The following is an 18,423-nucleotide window of genomic DNA, read 5'->3' on the forward strand; positions in this document are numbered from 1 at the left end:
TAAAAATAGGGAACCAGTCTTGTTTTTGTACTAGCCCCACTCCACATCTAAATATAGCGAATTTTCTCAAAATTTACTAGTGTTTTTTATTTTATGTCTATCTTTACTTGTTAAAAAAATTAGATAAATGTTGTTGTATTGATTCAGGTAATATACGGAAAAATAACCCCTCGTATTTGAGATCGAGTAAACCAGCGATGACAATTATAATAATGCTACCTAATAAAATTGGTTTTTTATTATTTTTAGAAATCCGCTTCATAAGCTTTCCCCCTATTTTGATTAAAACATTCTTTTCCTATAATAAAGGACAAGCTTATATAGATAAATAGATTTTTTCGAATTGTCATCTATATAAAGATTGTTACATAAGCTAATACAATTGTTAATTCGAAAGGAATGGTTATGGTAAATTTTAGGTCTTTCCGTGGAATTGTTACACAAATAAATGATTTTCCTGTTGGACAAAATAGGGATGCTGAGGGCTGCTATAAACTTTTGACTGTAGAAGATGGTGCTGGTGGCGTTGTAAATTTTGTCGTTTCTCCTTCCACTTACTTTGTTAATCAGGAAATAGTGAGACCTGGTGATTGGATTACAGGCTACTATGATGGGGACGCTCCTGTACCTATGATATACCCGCCACAATATAGAGCACTCATTATTGTAAAGGAAAGTAATTACCAAAATGTAAAAGTGGATTTTTTTGATAATCACTTATTGAGCAATGATGGCCAACTACAATTAAATCTCTCTCCATCTACAGTTATCTTGCTTAAAAATGGGCAACCTTTTTCAAGAAATCCAGCCAATCGAAACCTAATTGTCATTTATGGTGCTACAACAAGAAGTATTCCGGCTCAAACCACACCAAATGAGATAATTGTTTGGTGTTAAATGCGGAATAGGAAATGGCTTAAGTCTATTGTTCATAGAGCTTAAGCCATTTTTAATCTATCCGCAGATGAAGGTTCAAATGCTCTACTGCTTTTTTACATTATCTTTCATGTCGTGTAACTGCTGTTTAATTTGCTCTAGGTACTCTTTATTTTGCTGGACAGTATCCAAATGCTCACCATATTGCTGTGCATTCATGTACGCATTTTCTGCATGGTCTAGTTGATCAAAAGCATGTTCAATCGCAATTTCCTCGGGGTGTGATTTTGCATGCTTTAACAAACGTTCTGCCTTTTGGACAGAGTTGCTAAATAACGTACTTGGATGATCCTGTTTCCAGCTTGTATCTGAGTGCTTCGCCAATTTTTACCTCTCCCTTTCCTAACCATTCGATTAGTTACCTAGTCCTAGTATTTTTAAAAAGGTTAGAAAATATTCAGGAAGAAATAAAGTGAATTCTTACAATGGAATTTTTATTCCATCTTATTCCAAATTAAAACAGCATCTTTTAAAATATTACTCCAGGAATCCTTATTAGCTGCTATTTTTTTAACGTCATATTCCGCATAATACACAGCATCTATTTCTTTAGCTTCAGGGAATTCAAAAATAAAATCCTGCTCTTTGCGTGCTTTTCCATTATTAATTAGCTGTCGAGTAGGCGAATCTGCAATTGTTTTATTATAATAAATAAAGCTTATATTCTTTTTTTCGCCATCTACTTCAAGGAGCATAGGATGTGTGACGTTAACACTTGCATAGCTTTTACCATAGTAATGGGCAAATAATATTTTATCTTCGTTATTTTCAATTTTCACGATATCTTCTGAATATGGAATTATCGTCTCATAATGAAACACGTATTCAAATACACCTAATAAAATTAAAGTGGTGATGAAAGCTGAGATACATGAAATGATTATCTTTTTCTTGCGCCATTTTTTATTAATCGTTTTAAAGAGAGACGCTTTATTCTCTTCAGGAATATAAATTTCATGCTTCATTTGCTGGTGCTCGTGCTGACACTTTTCACAATGCTTTAAGTGCTCCTCAACCATTTCTTTTGTATCCTGACTAACTACCCCATCAATATAAAGAGGTAAAATATCTTGAATAATTGTACATTTAATCTCTTTCATGATTCATCGCCTCCATATATTCTAGTATTTGTTTTTTAGCCCTGTAAAAGGTCACCCTAGCCCATCCTGCACTTTTACCAAAAAGCCTCCCTATTTTATCAAAGGATAGCTCCCCAAAGGTTCGTAGTGAAAAGACCTCTTTGTATGGTTCCTTCATTGAATGAAGAAATTGATGAACTGCAAATGCATCTTCTTCATTCATTAAATGCTTCACAATATGGACGCCTATTTCTGATTCCTCACTTAAATCATAATCAATATGCCTTTTCCTCTTTTTGTAATAAGAGAAGTATGTATTTTTAGCTATGATAAAGAGCCAAGCTCGAATATCCCTGGAACCATCAAAGCTTTCAATGTTCTTTAATGCTTTAAAAAAAGTTTCCTGGGTCATTTCTTCAGCTATACTATCGTTATGACTCAATGATTTCAGATATAAATAAACGTCCTGAAAATATTTGTGATAGATTTCCTCAAACTCCATGTCTTTTCACCTCCTCACTTAAATAACTTCCGATATTTAATAATGTTACAAAAATTTTAACTATAAAAAATCCTGCCCCGTGCACATGAACTAATGAATAGAAAATATTTTTACAACCAAAATGTACCTACTCCGTCTAATATTTGAAAGGGTGTGGAGGATGCTTGAACAAGAAAGAAAGCCAGTAGAAATTGAGAGCAATTTAAGTAGAGAGGAGAGGCTTGAATGGTTAATGAAGGAATACGGAGATCAAGTTGCTCGTTTAGCTTTTACCTATTTGAAGCAGAAGCAATTATCAGAGGATATTGCCCAAGAGGTTTTTATAAAATGCTACGAGAACTTAGACAGCTTTCGACATGAATCTTCTTATAAAACATGGCTATATCGTATTACAGTGAACCTATGTAAAGACAAATTAAGAAGTTGGTCTTTTAGACATATTATACTTACAGAATTTTTCTCAAAAACAAAAAGTACTAATAAATCACCTGAAATGGAGTTGGTTGGACTAGAGAATAAGCAACTAATTGCTGAAAAGATTCTTTCCTTACCAGTGAAATATAGAGAGGTTATTATTTTATATTATTACGAAGAAATGTCATATAACCAAATATCGACTTTATTAGATTTAAGGTTACAAACGATTAAATCCAGACTGCATAGAGCTCGCCTTTTGTTAAAAAAGTCACTTGAAGGGGGCAAAATTAATGGATGACGTATTTAAAAAAATTGTACAGACAATGAATGAAACTGTTTTAAAGGACATCAATTTTAATGAGAAGAATCAAGAAAATGTTCGTCAGACTATACACAAAAGAAACAAGAAGTCGTTTCATGTAAAACACAAGCTAAATTATTTTTTACCTACCGTCATAACCCTTCTATTTTTCTTAGGAACAAGCTATTTCATTATAAACGAGTTGAAAATTCTATCAAGGGAAGAAAAAATCACAGGTTTAAATAAAAATAATGAGGCCATTCTCCAAGAGCCTAAAATCGATCCACACCTATATACACCTCCTGAACAAAAAGAATCTTATGAAGAGATGACAAAGAAGGATGTTGTTGCAAAGCTTTTAAATACGGTGGATTATTTTCACACTGCATCTGGGAAATTTGAAGAGTATTCACTATTTTATGATGACTCTGTTAGTACTTCTATTATTGAGTATAAATTAAGTTTAAAAAATGAAATTGGTGGATACGAGAAAGTAACAACTCTATTTGATGAAAAGGTGATGGGGTTTAAGGAAAGTATTCAAGAATATATTTATAATAATGAAAAGCTTTGGTCTAAAGAAAGTTTAAATAAAACATACCAAGTACAAGATTATCAATCGGAACCAACACGTGAAGTGGTTACTCCAGAGGAAGCATTTAGTATTAAGCTGAAAGATGTATATAAAGAAAACCCCAAGTTTAGGGAACAACCACAAATTACCGCTTCAGGAACATCTTTGTTCCCCTATGAAATAACCTCTAGGTATTTAAGAAATATGGAGCATTGGGAGATTGAAAAACAAAATGAAGAATTGTTAGGCCATAATACTATTGTTTTATTCGGAAAAATGGATGGGCAAGTAGTAGAGAGAATGAAGATGAAAGGAACAACTGATACATTTCGCTTTTGGGTGGACAAAGATACTGGAATCCTAATGAAATATGAAACGTATGATAAGGATGGTAAACTTACTAGTTATCTTCATCCTGAACGTTTGGATGTAAATATAGCGATTGATCCGCAGACATTTGTGCCAAACTTAGATGGCTATCACCTACCTATAAATACGCGAAAAAAAGTAAATATTGACCCAAGAGAAGTAGATATAGAAGTTGTAGACTATGCAGACGATATTAAGGAAGATACCGAGGATGTATTAGATCTACTTCGGAAGGACATACCATTCCTGTATGAATTTACGCATTCCAGGCTTTCATTATTCTCAGCTGGCTATGAAAAATATAAAACTTATAAACAAGCATATCTTACTTATATTTTCGAAAATGAAAGTCAGGTTATCTATGTACGTGCCTATCATAAAGATTCCGTAATACGAACTTTAAGTGATTTTAATAGGGAAAAGGGAGAGCAACTTGAAAAATTTACTTTAAACGGCATTGAGTGGTCAGGTTATGAAATAACAGATCTTTTAGGCGCTCATTTTATAGGCATGAAAGGTGATTATAAATATGAGGTTGTTAGCCAGGACATTTCTCTTCAAGATACTAAGGAATTATTAAAATCTTTTAAGCCTAATAATGACCACAAAAAACAATAATAATTTTTTCCTCATCAATATGAAGAACTAAGGCCAAAACCTTAGTTCTCCATCTCAATGTTTTGAATAGTTGTCAAATGAAAATTAATGCCATGCCGTACGCTCACTTACTGGCTGTTTGATATCTGTTTTTCCTTGTGCTTCGGCAAAGTTGTTAACTTGTGCTGAAGCTGCATCGATTTCAAACTCGGAACCAAATTCCTCCTGCTGCTGACGGTTTTGGTTTGCTTGTAATTTCTTTGCGTATTGCGTTGTATTGGTTTGCTTTGTTTTCATATTTGACTACCATCCTTCATTGATTTTTTGAAAAGTCATGATCATTTGTTTGGCGACTTTTCATCTAAAGTTTGCACTAGCAAATGCATTTTTATTTATAAACAACGAAGATTTATCATCAATATATTAAAGCCTGAAATGCTGTTACATTTCAGGCTTAATAGGCTCTTTATAAACATGTTCTCGATTACGTCCTTCTTGCTTTGGCACAATATAAAGCCGTATCAGCTTTATGGTTTCTAAAGCATATAGGAACGAATCTCATTAGCTATCGCTTCCAAGAACTTCTTAATAAATCAAAATTCCCTTGTCAAGAACTGACTTGTTTTGCACTTGATTCCCTAAAATGTATAGCCTTTTCAAATTAGGTAGGTTCACTAAAGGTTCTATATTTGTAATAGCATTATTTTCCAAATGAAGCATCTCAATTTGTTGCCAATTTTCCATAAAACTTATCGATTGTAGTGAACTATCCTGCATTGTGAATGAACGAAGTGCTGAAAAACCAGCAAAATAAGGCATAACCTTATCAACTTCATGCAACCAGTCACCATTACCTATTCGGAAGGATCCATCATTCAATGTTAAATGTTCCAGTATGTTGTTGTTAAAAGGATTATTACTATTAAATTGAAACGTACACTCATTACAATTTAACGTTTTTACATGCTGTAAATTAAATAACTCCCTCGTTTCATCGAAAAAATATGTCTCATTAAAATTTAACGTTTGTAGATTTGGTAGACGGTTTAATGCACTAATACCTTTAAAATCTCCACTCTCCATCGCGGTAAACTGTTCTAGCTGTGGGTATTTTAATAATTCTGCTCCATTAAAATACGACTCCGATCCTCTAATATAAACCGTTAAGTTTTTTAAAGTAGGTGCCTCTAACTTAGGTATGAAAGAACTTGTTAATTCCGCTTTTTTTAAATGAGGAGCTACAATCGATGATACATCGCCACTATAACCAATTATCGATAAATCAGTCAGTGAAGTCAGGCTGTTCACAATATCAAGTAATTCTAATTTATAAAGAGAAGATAAACGTAATTTAGTCAATGACGATTTATCTCTAAGGCGTTCTAAATTCGTAATATCCATATTTTCAAGATCAAGGGATTGCAGGTTGGGCATATTTTGTATAAAATCAATCGTTTTTAAATTTCTTACAGATGTAAGCTTCAATTCTTGTAGTTGATTTAGTGAATAGAACGAGCTAAAATCTGTCGCCTCACTCATATCTATTGCTAATGACTCCAAACCTGTTAATGAAGCCAACCACTTTAAATCATTGGTAGAACTTAAAGACAATGATTTTAATGATAGTTGATTCAGCAGATGGAAGTCTGTAACCGTCTCATTCAAATAAGAAATCTCAAGTGATCGAAGATTGGGAAACTTTAATAATAATGCAAGTTCATCATTACTTCGAATTTGGACAGAGAGCTCTACAACGCTAGACTTATCACTAAAATAGTCGGCAATTCTACTAAATGATTCATTAAAGCTGCCTGTATAGCTTTTTAAGTTTTTCAGATGTCGGAAGCTTACTTTTTCACTCTGCGATATCTCATAATTATTCATGAACTTCAATACAGTCAGTCCTGTAAAGGCTTCAAAGTCTTTTTGTTCGATTTTTTGTGTATTTAATACCTTATCCATAATGATATAGGTAGAAATTTCAGCCTGCTTATTCGTAAAAGGATCATCAAAGCTGTAATTAAAATGCCACTGATAATCAGTATAGTAGGTAGTTAAATAGCGAATACTTGCCAATTCTTCCTTAGTGGGCATCGCTTCACCTTTATTAAAAATATCTTTTAAAAAGAACAAAAGAACTTCGCTTTCCGGCATTGATCGAACAGGTATTTTATCACGGTTACCATATTCTGTTTGATTATAATTCAAAAGAAAATACCCTAAGAATGCACAAATCATTACGATTGGTATAATTAGAAGCGCTTTTAAATTTGGACGTGTGTTTGTTTTTGGAGGAGGTGTTCCATAATAATTATTGATCGTCTGGTCAACATAATAGACATTATTCTCCTTCAACATTAATTCAGTTTCACAAAAAGGGCATTTGAATGGCTGCCCTTCTTTATATTCTATTTTTCCATTACAATTTGGACAATTTAATTTAATAAGTCCCATTGGCTTCCCCCCCTAGTCAACCTTTTTTGTATAGCCAATAAATTGTCCTTAGCCAGCTCAATTCTCATTCCACAAATATGTTTTGGTCAACCTATACTGGTTCAATATAAAATTCCCTTTTCCCTTGCTTCCTTCAGCCATATTGGGAACTCATTTAGGAGACGGTTATATAATTCTTCATCTGATATTTTATCTAAATCATCTAAAGCAAAAAAATCGGCATTATCAATAAATCGTCCCGGTAAATTATCTAATTTCTCAAGAACTCCATAATTTGCATTTCCTAGCCCAACAAATTGCCAGAAAAGATTTTGTTTAGAGGCATCCACTAATATTTTTTCAATCTCTTTATCTTTATAAATTCCACCATCACTGAAAAATATTATATATGCTGGTATGTCTTTTCTAGGTTCATTTTTAACATAGTGATGGATGATATCCTTCATAACAGGTGGCTCATTATTTCCTATACCTAGACCACCGAACGTTTTAGGTATAGGATACGTTTGTTTAATATAATCCTCAAAATCTCTTTCTGTTACACTTCTCGTTTTCATAAATTTAGACCCAAAGAACCAAACATCTAATTCGCCATTATCGTCCATGCAGGCAGCGACGGCCAACACACGTTCAAAAGCACGTTGAATGGTCCCATTTCTGTATAGATGTGTCATAGACCCCGATGCATCAAAAACAACTGCTACACGTGATTTCTCTAATGCGATTTTCTTCTTTTCTAATGAAATTGAAACTTTTCTTTTCAGTAAATCAATTTTTGTTAAATTAACTTCTTGAACAGGTTCACTGTGAGGAACAGATGAAGCTTCAGGTACTTCAGGCTCTTCAACCTCTACACCGTACGATTCAGCTAATGGCTTTAACCCGCCATTAAATCCTCTGCCAATCGCTCGAAATTTAAATTTTGATTGGTGTCGATATACTTCTGCAAGAACTAATGCTTTTTCTTCAGTAGCATCATCGATTTGATAACAAACTTCCCCATGCGTTCCCTTTACTATGATACTTAACCCTTGAACTGAATCAAATGTTGAGTTTCCTTCCAATGTCGCTGTAAAGAAACACTGCTGTATAGTCGGTGAAAGCTTCTCTAGCTGAATAGTAAAAACCACTTTATTCATATCATTCGCTTTCAACCAAACACTTCGCTCTGGATCTGTTTCTTGGTTATAAAATATCATGTAATCATCTGATGGAACTTTGCCATCAGCAGCTACCAAAAAAGAACTAACATCTAAGACAGATGTAGAGTTCCATTGTACTTCCACTGTGACAATACCACTCTCTGAAAGAACCGTATTACCACCTTTTTGTAAAGAAACAATGTTAGCCATATCAAAACCCCTTTATACAATTAAATAGAACAGAAAATACGTAGAATTTTTATTTTTCCCTGCATTTTTCCGTATAGTTAATGACTTTAGAATAAATGCATTTAGCACAGAAATATATTTATATTTAAGAAAATTATAACATTTAAAATAGAAAATGTTCGAGTGCTAATTCACCTACATAAATCTGCCCAAACGAACAAAAGTCATCTACCCCAAAAATGGATAGATGACCGTTCTCTTGTACAAAAGAGCACTTTTTTATGTTAGATTCACCACAATATATCTAAGTGAATTACATCTAAAAAACTACAATACTTCCTTAATTCCAATTTTCCAACAAGTTTGATATACATACACCATAAGATGAGCCATTATTACGTAAATCACAAACACTAATCCAAGTAGATTTATTCAGACTCAGTACTGCCAGTGTTTATTGCACCTTTAGGCTCCACCAACATGATATGACATTCCTTTTCAGCGAAAGGCTTTTGATCGACTCCTCCTGGAACAATAAACATCTCCCCCTTGGAAATTTTCACCTGACCATCACGAAAAGCCATGAACATTTCTCCTTCGATTACAATGAATACCTTATCCGCGCCCTCATGATTGTGCCAGATAAAGTCCCCATCAATCTTAATCAACTTAAATAGAAAATCATTTATTTCACCAACGACTTTCGGTGACCAAAGCTCGTTGATTTGAGATAGCTCCTCATTCAGATTAATAGCTTGATATTGCATATTCATCTCTCCTTATTTTTTGATGCCTTTTCGACTTTTAGAATTTATGTAAGGCATTCGTTATATTTTGTAAAGCATATTCGATGGCTAATGGACCACCAGTAATAGCAGAACTATCCATTAAATAGATATTACCTTTCTTTACGGCATTCAGATTATTCCATACATTACTTTGTTTTAAGTCATTCATTAATTCTTCCTTCTTAGTAATGTCACCTATAAGGAAAATATGATCTGCTTGAATAGTTGAAATTCCTTCAAACGAAGTAAATTCATTATTAGTACCTTTAAATGTATCATCTGGTGTAAGCCCCAGTCCCATTTCTTTATCAAAAGCAAGTGTATAAACAGGGTTTTCTTCACCTAGAACATTAAAAGTTTTTCCATCCCAAGACAATATAAGTGCTATTGACTCCCCTTGAATCGACTTTAATGCTTCACGTCCAGTTGTAATTTCTTTCATCATTTTATCAATTACATTTTCTGCTTCGTCTTCTTTTCCAAGAATCTCGGCTACTGTACGAAGTCCATATTGCCAATTTTCATAGATATCCTTGAAATTTAATGTAATGACTGGTGCCACTTTTTCTAGTGAATCATACAATTTTTCATGATGTTCTGTTGCTAAAATATAATCAGGCTTGGTAGATAAAATTTTTTCAATACTAGGAGACAATTTATCGCCTAATTCTTCTATTGAATCCAATTTTCCTTGTAAATAAGCTAAAGAAGATAAATACTCTTTTTCAGTAGTGGCAGCAGGTGGCTCACCTAATGCAACTAATATTTCAGGGTAAAAATACCATAGTGAAACCATTTTTTCTGGTTTTTCCTCAATAACAATTTCTTTACCTAAGGCATCCTTAAATGTTCTAGGCCAATCCTTTGCATCTACATTAATTGCTTCTGTAGTTGAATCTTTATTTTTAGCAGGCGTTTCATTACAACCAGCTAGTATGCCTGCGAATAGTAGCATGGAGATTAGCAGACCTTTAATCTTTAGCATACGAAATTCCTCCACCATTTTATTTTCTTTGGTATGCCATTAGTATAGTAAAGGTATTTTTTGAATAGAATAGATGCCTGTTGAAATTAACATGGATTATTGATGAACTTCTCTCGGTGTTCACTGGGGGAAATACCTAATTGTTTCTTGAACACTCTACTAAAATAAAAGGGGTCAGCAATTCCAACCGTTTGGGCAATTTCCTGCACAGACGCATCACTTGTAAGTAGCATTTCTTGCGCCATGTTTATACGATATTTTAATAAGTATTCTGCAGGTCCCATCCCTGCATACCTTCTAAATACATAAGAAAGTCGATTTCGATTAACATTATTTTGTTCTGCAAGCGAGGCTATTGTAAGGCTTTGATAATAATTTTCATGAATATAATTAGATACCCGTTCGAATAGAGTATGTGATTCACAGCTATTTTGCCTATTAGCAACACATAATAAGGCTTCATTCAATACATCACGAAAAAGCATTTCGGTCTGAAACATTGAAATGCCTCCGCGCTGATTATAGACGTGCCAAAGACGCATAATTAATTCGATAAGACGAGGAGATTGTCCTGTTAATAATTCAAAATGCTGATGAGAAAAGCTTGACTCTTCTAGTTCTGACTTACATATCCTATATTGAACAAGAATATATTCCCAATTGATACTACCGAAATTTTCTTGATCTAGCTTCATATTTGCACCCCCATGCACAACTTTTCCTGGTGAAAAGATATAAGGCGTGCCATTAAATTGAAATTGTATCTTTCCTGCGATTGGAAATACAAATCCAGGAAAGGAATCTGTATAATCAGCGTAGGGAACACCTGAACTTTTAGAATATCTATATACTCCTTCTACTTGAAAAGGAGTATGTGCTAAATGCTCTGCTAGCTGTTGAACGTCGACTTTCACATTGCATACCTCATTTCAATAATAGTGAATCAATCAAAAATCTGCTGATAGAATACGGAAAGATAAGGCATAAGGACTCTTGTCTATTTTCACCTTATCGATAATGATTATCATTGTCAATATAGATAAATCAGAACTACTGGTTTAATGAAAAATTACAAGCTGTTTATGGTTATGCATGTATAACAATACAAAATGAAGAATTAAAGGAAAATTAAAAGGCATGAATCCGATACAATATCGAACTCATACCCAAATTTCTGGCTAATGGAATACCATGTATAACAATTGAGGGGAATTTCACTTGGAAGTGGTTTAAATATGTTGTAATTTATATCTTTATTTTTTCTTTTGATAAATAATCTTTCTTGTAATGCGTACATTGTAAGTTATAAAGATTATCGACTAAAGTTTATCTATTTCCACTGACATAAAAATCGTTTAAACTGATTTTAGAAGTAAACACATTACTCTACTTCTAAAACTGTTCTATAACTCTTTTCATGAAATCTACAGCTGCTTTACTCAAATATTTGTCGTTACGATAAAAGATATCAAGTTCTCTCGTAGGCGCATTTCAATTGGTTGGAATACCTAGCGATTGGAAGTTTTCAATAAGTTGCTAGGTTTGAATAGTAGCACCAATGTCTTTTTGAACGAGCTGAAATAATGAGGTTTCCGTAACACTATAAATCGTTAACCCCTGTCTTTATCGATTAAGTCACGACCACATTTCCCTTGAGGATACATGTATTTCTATCAACTCTTCTGGTTTGATGCTCTTCCTCTGAGATAAGTCATGATTTTTATTCACAAATAAACTGTAGCTCTCCGTATAGAATGGAATACGCTCTAAATAAGGATTTGCTTCTATCTTTAACCAATGCCAATATCAAATTGTAAATATTTAAAATTACTGTGCTGCTTTATCAACCTCGTATTGATAATTCATTCCCTTATTATTCGTTTTCGCATATTCAATGATATTTTCTAATTTTTCAGCTACTACTTTTTCTTTACTCACACTTAGGTAGTTTGCTGCACTTGGTAAATCTGTAAAGTGGAAAAGTTTCCAGCCCATGATTCCTTTGGCTGTTTCATCATTATTAAATTTTACAGTTACTGCATTTTCAACTGCAATCCAGTTATTTAAGCGTGGCGCTGTGGCACTATAATCACGAACATATTTATTAGTAAATGCTATACCATTTGCATGTTCTTGATGATACATACATCCAATTCTACAAAAATAATGAGTATTTCCTTCTTGGTCAATCGCTTTGGCAGAATACACTTTATTTGGGTCAGTGTTATGAAGATCCATACGACATACTTCACAGTGTACACCCGTTTGTGTTACTTCTGTAAATTCTGAGATTCCGTCTATAGTAATTGTTTTTACGGATTTATTCCCCGCTTTGTCCTCAGCATAAAATGTATACACACCATTTTTTAGTGCGATAATTTTATCTTTTTGATTCGCATTTTGTAATGGCGCTTTTCTTGAACCTTTATCAACGAAGTATTCTACACTTTTATCTCCATATGCCCATTTTAGATCTTGAATCCCAGTATCATCAGTAGTTGAAACTTGTATTTTTTTACTTACTGCTGTTGTATCACTTTCAGGTATTGAAAGTGTTATTGCTGGTGCCGTTTTATCAATATTTGATATTGTAATTGATTTTGTTCTTTTATTACCATTATTGTCTAAAGCATAAACTGTGTATGTTCCATTTTTACTTACTGTAAATGAGTTATCTGTTAAGGTTGTCCCTGCAATTGAAAATTTATTTGCTGGCTTTGTACCAATTGCCCATTTTTTCAAGGTCACTTTCTTATTATCTGTAATATCTACATTAACTGTGACATTTGTATTTGTTGGCTCGGTTGTGCTCGCATTTAATACAATACTTGGTGCTTCTTTTTTATATTTTTCCTGGGCACTAGTCTCAATTGTATTTAAATTAACCTTTTTTAAGGTTATGTTGTTTTTTGTTTTATAAGCTTTAATATATTTATCTGCATCTGCTTCTTTTGAAAAATAAATATTTTTTGAAGCATTAGTTTTAACAATCGTTACTGAATCTAACGCAACCCATTTTTTTGTACTATAATCCTGTACTTTTTTTGTAAATGTAACCCCTTCATTTAATTCATCATATAACACTGAAAATACATTCTTATAATAAACTACTTCTCCATTTTTAATAGCTTGGACATCTGTAGTGGCTGCAAATACAATTGAATTTTGATTACTATTCAAAAATGCTACTAAAATTACAAATATAAGCAATCCAAACTGTAAATATTTTTTCATTTTTTATATTTTCCTTTCTAAATGTGTTTTTAACTATATCTATTGATATTTCTGAACACTCTCTTTTTGAACAGTTTTAAATGGGACAATTTCTGTACCTGAATGTTTAGCAATATAATCCTTCGCATCAGCTGCTTTAGCAAAATATATATAACCATCGTCCATTGGTGAAACTAGCGATGTTTTAACATACGTCGCCTTTTCAGCTTGAACCCACTTTAATGTTTTGTAATCACGAACATACTTTTTATTGGTTGTTTTATTTTTCACCTCATCGTATAAAAGGCAACCAATGTCATCATAATAAACCACTTTACCTTTCTTTTTAATTGCTTGGGCAGAAAAAACACCCATCTTATCTTTTTTTTGGTACACCACCATATTACAAAATGCACAATTTGTATTATCAGGTACATCTTTTTCTAAACTTGATTGAGCTGCTTCGATTTTGTGTTTATTACCTATAAGATCTACAGAAATAATACTTAACAATATAAATCCTAATACGAATAGTTTTTTCAATGTTTACAATCTCCTTTCAATTTCCAATAATACGGCACAGATGTGAAATAAGTTGAAAGTAACTGTGAAATAATTGAAAAATTTATCAAAAACAGGAATCGATAAAATGAATTATAAACATGGCTCATCATCATAAGCTGAGATTGATTGCCTTATAGCAATTAAAGATTTTTACAATTTACTATAGTTTAAAAGCGAAAACTCCCGAATCGTAATTGTTGTCGAGACAAATTACGTTAGAAGTTTTCGCTTTGTGTTATCAGCCTATTAAATTTATTTTACAATTTTTCATCAAAAAGGAACCTAATGTATTTCAAGTAAAGGTCATAGGAAAATATGAGCTTCCTTGTACGGCAAATGTGCCATTTTAGGTGAAGAATTGGGTATTAACGATTGGCATTGTCATCATATTAATCCTTTTCACATTTCAAAAGATGATAGCTATTCAAACTTAATAGTTTTGAACAAGGCTATACATGAGCTTATACATTTAAAAGACAAATTTAAAATTGAAGAATTCTTAAAAGCTGTAAAGCTTTCAATTAGGCAAATAGAAAAAGTAAATATCTTACGACTGAAATGTAACAATGAAATAATCTAACTTTGAAAACACAGCACTCGTCTGCTTAAAATATAGAAAGAATAAATTGGTTTAGTTGGAACGCCGTATGCGGTGAAAGTCGCACGTACGGTGTGAACAGGGGGAAAAGGGAGCGATAACTTCAAACCCTTACCTATCTGTATCAATAAGAAAATAACTATACTAAAATTTAAACGTATTTTAATATCCTTATTTAGCGATGTAGTTTTTTTAGATTTTGATCAAATTGATATTAATAACCTTGATAAATGAACAAACAGAAAGAGGATGCTTTGAAAAAAGATTGATCAAAACATCCTCTTATTCAATACGACCGATGAACTTTTTTCAAAAAAAATAAGCAGCCCCATTAATTAAAAACATTATGCATTATTCGAACTTAACATCGTTCTCCTTTTAATACCTTTTTCTTTCTATTTCTTTCATAAATGATTCTCCCTCAATATCTAAATTTGGTAGTAATTTATCTAACCACTTTGGCAAGTACCAAGAAGCTTTTCCCATTAAGATCATTACTGCTGGAACAATAGCCATTCTTACTACAAAAGCATCAAATATAACGCCAAATGTGAGTGAAAAGCCCATTGCTTTAATTATTGGATCTGGAGCTAACATGAATCCAGTAAATACTGAAATCATAATCAACCCTGCAGCTGTTACTACTCCACCACTATCTTTCATTCCGGCTAAAACAGCTTTACGTGCATCTCCGGTATGTGTATAAACTTCACGCATTCTACTAACTAGAAAAACCTCATAGTCCATTGCTAAACCAAATAAAATTCCGATGACAATGACTGGTAAGAAGCTTAATATAGGATAAGCAATGGGAAATCCAAATAAATCAATTAAATTCCCATCTTGTAAAACAAATACAGTGAATCCTAATGTTGCACCTAAAGATAGTACAAATCCTAGTACTGCTTTTAATGGGACTAGAATAGATCTGAATACTAGTACTAATAAAATGAATGAAAATCCAATAATTAATAAAGCGAAGATTGGTAATGCATCACTCAGTTTTTGTGATATATCAATGTTTACCGCCGTAGTACCTGTAACCATTAATTTTATGTGATTGGATTTTTCTAAGGTTTTTGCCTTTTCTCGAATATCGTTTACAAGATCTTTTGTTTCTGAATCGGCAGCTCCTGTGTTTGGAGTTATAGAAATAAGATACAATTCTCCTGAAGGTCCAGGAATTGCTGGACTAACATTTTTTACATTTGATAACCCACTTAACTCTTCTATAGTATCACTTATTGCTATTTGTGGATTGATTGTTTCGCTTGAGGTTTTAGCCGCTACAATTAATGTTGCAAGATGGCCTGGGCCATAAGCTTCGGTAAGTAAATCATATGCTTTTCTTTCTGTTGTCTCTTCATTTTTCGAACCGTTATCTGGTAATGCGAGTTCCATATGAAAAATAGGAATAGCAATTATAGATAAAAGTAAAATTCCGATAATCGCTACCTTCCACGGGCGTTTTGCTACGAAATTTCCCCATCTATCGGAAGTAGTTTGTTTTTTATCACGTTTAATAATTTTGCTTAAAAAAGTATTTTTTCTATCTGGTCCCACTTTATGTCCCATCAAACCTAAAAAAGCTGGAACCACAATTATCGCAATAAATATTGCGAATAATACGCAAAGAGCAGCAGAAAGACCCATCATTGTTAAAAAGGGTATTTTTGCAACAGATAAACCTAAGAGCGCAATGATGACTGTTATCCCAGCAAACACTACAGCACTACCGGCTGTTCCATTTGCAATTGCTACAGACTCTTGGACAGAATAGCCTTCTTTCCTTTGATGTCTAAAACGAGTCATAATAAAGAGAGCATAATCAATGCCTACTGCTAATCCCAACATTGCTGCTAACGTTATTGAAACTGAGGTAATATCCAAATAATTTGTGCCAATCATAATTAAAAAAATTCCTATAGCAAGTCCAATAACCGCCGTAATAATTGGTAACCCAGCCGCTAATAAGGAAATAAAAGTAATTGCCAATATAACGAAAGCTACAACTACCCCAATTAATTCTGTTATTCCTCCTATTTCCATTTCAGAAAATGAAACATCACCAGATAATTCTGTTTGAATGCCAGCATCACGAATATTTTCAATGTTTTCTATAATATTTTCCTTTGATTTTTCCGATACCTTGGCTGCTGCTACATTATAAGTAACAATTGCATAACCAATATTCTTATCTTTATTTAAATTCCCTAACTCTAACGGGCTTGCTACAGAAACAATATGACTATCTTTTTCTTTTATCACTTTCAATGTATCTGTAATTACATTATTAATCTCTTCAGAATCTAAGGTTTTATTTTCAGGTGCATTAAATACTAACTGTACTTGACTTGTATTAGAGGGAAATTCCTTTTTAATGAGGTGAAGGGCTTTTTCTGATTCCGATCCAGGTATAGACATGTCCTCAGAAAAATTTGATCCCAGTTTCATTGCAATAATTGCTATTACAAGGAGAATTAATAATGAGCCTCCAACTATTTTTTTACTATTGTTTGCCGCCAATTTTCCTAATTTATAAAGATACTTTGCCATTAACAGCTTCCTTTCATCTTAATTTTACATACAACACATTAAAACAACTAGTTATTGCTTAAACAATAAGTTATTAATCGAACACCTTGTTGATTTAATAGCATAGACATAGTATATTAAGGCTAATGGAAGGTAACAATAAGCAAAATAAAAACATGTGTTATTAAATAGTCATTTATTAATGTTTTGTTCATTTAAAAACATATTAAAGTGAATTGGTTACTAAGGGAGGGAAAATACGTGGTTGGTACACCAGGAAACCGAAGAACACTGTATAGTAAAAAGGTAATTATAGAGGCTTTTTTACAGCTGCTACAAGAAAAAGACTTAAATAAAATTACTGTTACGAATATTTGTAAAGTAGCAGATATTAATCGCGGAACTTTCTATTCTTATTATAATGATCCCTTTGATTTAATGAGAAGTATTGAAGAAGAATTGATAGAGAAAATGATGAGTACAATTAATATTTCGGAAGAAGAAAATATACTAAATGAACTTTTAAAATTGATACTTATAAATAAGGATCTCTGTAAAATCATTTTTAATGAAAAAAATAGCTCTCATGTACTAAATACAGTTTTGAATTCCGCTCATGATATAACAATTGCAGAAATTAAAAAAAAGTTACCAAATGCTAATGAGACTCATTTAGAATATTTTTTCACTTATTCGACAGGAGGAATCATTAAAGTAATTCGAAAATGGATAAATGATGATATGAATATTCCAACTGAAGAAGTTGTACAAATCTTAGAAAGTATGAACGTCACTTAATCTCAATAAACGATTTGTTATTTTGAATAATTATCATTAATATTTTCAGAGATTTTCTGTAAAAAAGACCTGATTTGTGTAAAATTATTCCATATCGAATTAGCTAAAGAGATGGTAACTTTTCATGGAAATGTGAAGAGTTTCACTTAAACTAAACCAGCTAATAGATTGTCAATAAAAATCTTTTAATTTAAAAAACACTTCATGCTATACTAAAAAGCGCAACCCAAATAACCCTCCGAATTCAATTTGGAAGGTTTTTGTTGTATTTGAAAATACTGTCACTACATGGTTTTTTGGAATGCTGTTTTCGTTTTTAAAATCGCATAAATCCAATGTAAAAGCTTATTTGCACAAGCAATAATGGCTACTTTATATGGCT

General features: G+C 32.6%; 17 protein-coding genes. 4 read left to right on the forward strand and 13 right to left on the reverse strand.

The window, feature by feature from the left end; genetic code table 11:
• Window positions 1-103: 103 nt before the first annotated feature.
• A complete protein-coding gene (locus AC2CGN_RS15860; RefSeq protein ID WP_429983531.1) occupies window positions 104-262 on the reverse strand; it encodes a hypothetical protein in 159 nt (52 codons plus the stop codon).
• 143 nt (window positions 263-405) lie between these two features.
• On the opposite strand from AC2CGN_RS15860, the gene AC2CGN_RS15865 reads away from it, so the two are divergent.
• Window positions 406-897, forward strand: coding sequence for a hypothetical protein (locus AC2CGN_RS15865; protein WP_484514846.1), 492 nt, complete (start codon window positions 406-408; stop codon window positions 895-897).
• An 84-nt stretch (window positions 898-981) separates the two neighbouring features.
• On the opposite strand, the gene AC2CGN_RS15870 is transcribed toward AC2CGN_RS15865, so the two are convergent.
• From AC2CGN_RS15870 to AC2CGN_RS15880, 3 genes are all read right to left on the reverse strand, one after another.
• A complete protein-coding gene (locus tag AC2CGN_RS15870) occupies window positions 982-1,260 on the reverse strand; it encodes a hypothetical protein (RefSeq protein ID WP_283870165.1) in 279 nt (92 codons plus the stop codon).
• A 110-nt stretch (window positions 1,261-1,370) separates the two neighbouring features.
• Window positions 1,371-2,036, reverse strand: a complete 666-nt coding sequence (locus tag AC2CGN_RS15875) for a zf-HC2 domain-containing protein (protein ID WP_484514848.1) — start codon at window positions 2,034-2,036, stop codon at window positions 1,371-1,373.
• On the reverse strand, window positions 2,023-2,517 hold the full coding sequence (locus tag AC2CGN_RS15880) for an RNA polymerase sigma factor (RefSeq protein ID WP_484514850.1): 495 nt from the start codon (window positions 2,515-2,517) through the stop codon (window positions 2,023-2,025). Before AC2CGN_RS15880 ends, AC2CGN_RS15875 begins: the two co-directional genes overlap by 14 nt.
• 160 nt (window positions 2,518-2,677) lie before the next feature.
• Here AC2CGN_RS15880 and AC2CGN_RS15885 point away from each other — a divergent pair, with 160 nt between their 5' ends.
• Together AC2CGN_RS15885 and AC2CGN_RS15890 are read left to right on the forward strand one after the other, a co-directional pair.
• Window positions 2,678-3,232: a sigma-70 family RNA polymerase sigma factor gene (locus AC2CGN_RS15885; RefSeq protein ID WP_484514852.1), complete on the forward strand. Its 555-nt coding sequence runs from the start codon at window positions 2,678-2,680 to the stop codon at window positions 3,230-3,232.
• A complete protein-coding gene (locus tag AC2CGN_RS15890) occupies window positions 3,225-4,796 on the forward strand; it encodes a hypothetical protein (RefSeq protein ID WP_484514854.1) in 1,572 nt (523 codons plus the stop codon). Before AC2CGN_RS15885 ends, AC2CGN_RS15890 begins: the two co-directional genes overlap by 8 nt.
• An 84-nt stretch (window positions 4,797-4,880) precedes the next feature.
• On the opposite strand, the gene AC2CGN_RS15895 is transcribed toward AC2CGN_RS15890, so the two are convergent.
• The 9 genes from AC2CGN_RS15895 to AC2CGN_RS15935 all read right to left on the reverse strand — a co-directional run bounded on the left by AC2CGN_RS15895 (window position 4,881) and on the right by AC2CGN_RS15935 (window position 17,264).
• Window positions 4,881-5,072 carry a hypothetical protein gene (locus tag AC2CGN_RS15895; protein ID WP_286923182.1) on the reverse strand — a complete coding sequence of 64 codons (192 nt, stop codon included), beginning with the start codon at window positions 5,070-5,072 and terminating at the stop codon, window positions 4,881-4,883.
• A gap of 288 nt (window positions 5,073-5,360) precedes the next feature.
• Complete coding sequence (locus AC2CGN_RS15900) at window positions 5,361-7,229, reverse strand: leucine-rich repeat domain-containing protein (RefSeq protein WP_484514856.1); 1,869 nt, start codon at window positions 7,227-7,229, stop codon at window positions 5,361-5,363.
• A 101-nt stretch (window positions 7,230-7,330) separates the two neighbouring features.
• Window positions 7,331-8,581 (reverse strand): vWA domain-containing protein, encoded by a 1,251-nt coding sequence (locus AC2CGN_RS15905; protein ID WP_484514858.1) that lies wholly within the window; start codon window positions 8,579-8,581, stop codon window positions 7,331-7,333.
• A 407-nt stretch (window positions 8,582-8,988) separates the two neighbouring features.
• Complete coding sequence (locus tag AC2CGN_RS15910; RefSeq protein WP_484514860.1) at window positions 8,989-9,327, reverse strand: cupin domain-containing protein; 339 nt, start codon at window positions 9,325-9,327, stop codon at window positions 8,989-8,991.
• Window positions 9,328-9,364: 37 nt separating this feature from the next.
• Window positions 9,365-10,333, reverse strand: coding sequence for an iron-siderophore ABC transporter substrate-binding protein (locus AC2CGN_RS15915; protein WP_484514862.1), 969 nt, complete (start codon window positions 10,331-10,333; stop codon window positions 9,365-9,367).
• A gap of 86 nt (window positions 10,334-10,419) precedes the next feature.
• Entirely contained in the window at window positions 10,420-11,247 is an 828-nt protein-coding gene (locus AC2CGN_RS15920) for a helix-turn-helix transcriptional regulator (RefSeq protein WP_484514864.1), read from the reverse strand.
• 913 nt (window positions 11,248-12,160) lie between these two features.
• A complete protein-coding gene (locus tag AC2CGN_RS15925) occupies window positions 12,161-13,567 on the reverse strand; it encodes a nitrous oxide reductase accessory protein NosL (RefSeq protein ID WP_484514866.1) in 1,407 nt (468 codons plus the stop codon).
• Window positions 13,568-13,606: 39 nt separating this feature from the next.
• The gene (locus AC2CGN_RS15930) at window positions 13,607-14,089 is read right to left on the reverse strand and encodes a nitrous oxide reductase accessory protein NosL (protein ID WP_484514868.1); all 483 of its coding nucleotides are present in this window, start codon (window positions 14,087-14,089) and stop codon (window positions 13,607-13,609) included.
• Window positions 14,090-15,086: 997 nt separating this feature from the next.
• Window positions 15,087-17,264, reverse strand: a complete 2,178-nt coding sequence (locus tag AC2CGN_RS15935) for an MMPL family transporter (protein WP_484514870.1) — start codon at window positions 17,262-17,264, stop codon at window positions 15,087-15,089.
• Window positions 17,265-17,504: 240 nt separating this feature from the next.
• Here AC2CGN_RS15935 and AC2CGN_RS15940 point away from each other — a divergent pair, with 240 nt between their 5' ends.
• The gene (locus AC2CGN_RS15940; protein ID WP_484514872.1) at window positions 17,505-18,041 is read left to right on the forward strand and encodes a TetR/AcrR family transcriptional regulator; all 537 of its coding nucleotides are present in this window, start codon (window positions 17,505-17,507) and stop codon (window positions 18,039-18,041) included.
• Window positions 18,042-18,423: the final 382 nt, after the last annotated feature.

It is taken from the genome of Lysinibacillus sp. DFXJR4, assembly GCF_057196045.1.

What these genes read in the sequence shown, in the direction of transcription:
- AC2CGN_RS15860 (WP_429983531.1), bottom strand. Translation starts at nt 262, where the DNA reads ATGAAGCGGATTTCTAAAAATAATAAAAAACCAATTTTATTAGGTAGC.
- AC2CGN_RS15880 (WP_484514850.1), bottom strand. Translation starts at nt 2,517, where the DNA reads ATGGAGTTTGAGGAAATCTATCACAAATATTTTCAGGACGTTTATTTA.
- AC2CGN_RS15890 (WP_484514854.1), top strand. Translation starts at nt 3,225, where the DNA reads ATGGATGACGTATTTAAAAAAATTGTACAGACAATGAATGAAACTGTT.
- AC2CGN_RS15925 (WP_484514866.1), bottom strand. Translation starts at nt 13,567, where the DNA reads ATGAAAAAATATTTACAGTTTGGATTGCTTATATTTGTAATTTTAGTA.
- AC2CGN_RS15935 (WP_484514870.1), bottom strand. Translation starts at nt 17,264, where the DNA reads ATGGCAAAGTATCTTTATAAATTAGGAAAATTGGCGGCAAACAATAGT.
- AC2CGN_RS15895 (WP_286923182.1), bottom strand. Translation starts at nt 5,072, where the DNA reads ATGAAAACAAAGCAAACCAATACAACGCAATACGCAAAGAAATTACAA.
- AC2CGN_RS15885 (WP_484514852.1), top strand. Translation starts at nt 2,678, where the DNA reads ATGCTTGAACAAGAAAGAAAGCCAGTAGAAATTGAGAGCAATTTAAGT.
- AC2CGN_RS15915 (WP_484514862.1), bottom strand. Translation starts at nt 10,333, where the DNA reads ATGCTAAAGATTAAAGGTCTGCTAATCTCCATGCTACTATTCGCAGGC.
- AC2CGN_RS15875 (WP_484514848.1), bottom strand. Translation starts at nt 2,036, where the DNA reads ATGAAAGAGATTAAATGTACAATTATTCAAGATATTTTACCTCTTTAT.
- AC2CGN_RS15910 (WP_484514860.1), bottom strand. Translation starts at nt 9,327, where the DNA reads ATGCAATATCAAGCTATTAATCTGAATGAGGAGCTATCTCAAATCAAC.
- AC2CGN_RS15865 (WP_484514846.1), top strand. Translation starts at nt 406, where the DNA reads ATGGTAAATTTTAGGTCTTTCCGTGGAATTGTTACACAAATAAATGAT.
- AC2CGN_RS15905 (WP_484514858.1), bottom strand. Translation starts at nt 8,581, where the DNA reads ATGGCTAACATTGTTTCTTTACAAAAAGGTGGTAATACGGTTCTTTCA.
- AC2CGN_RS15900 (WP_484514856.1), bottom strand. Translation starts at nt 7,229, where the DNA reads ATGGGACTTATTAAATTAAATTGTCCAAATTGTAATGGAAAAATAGAA.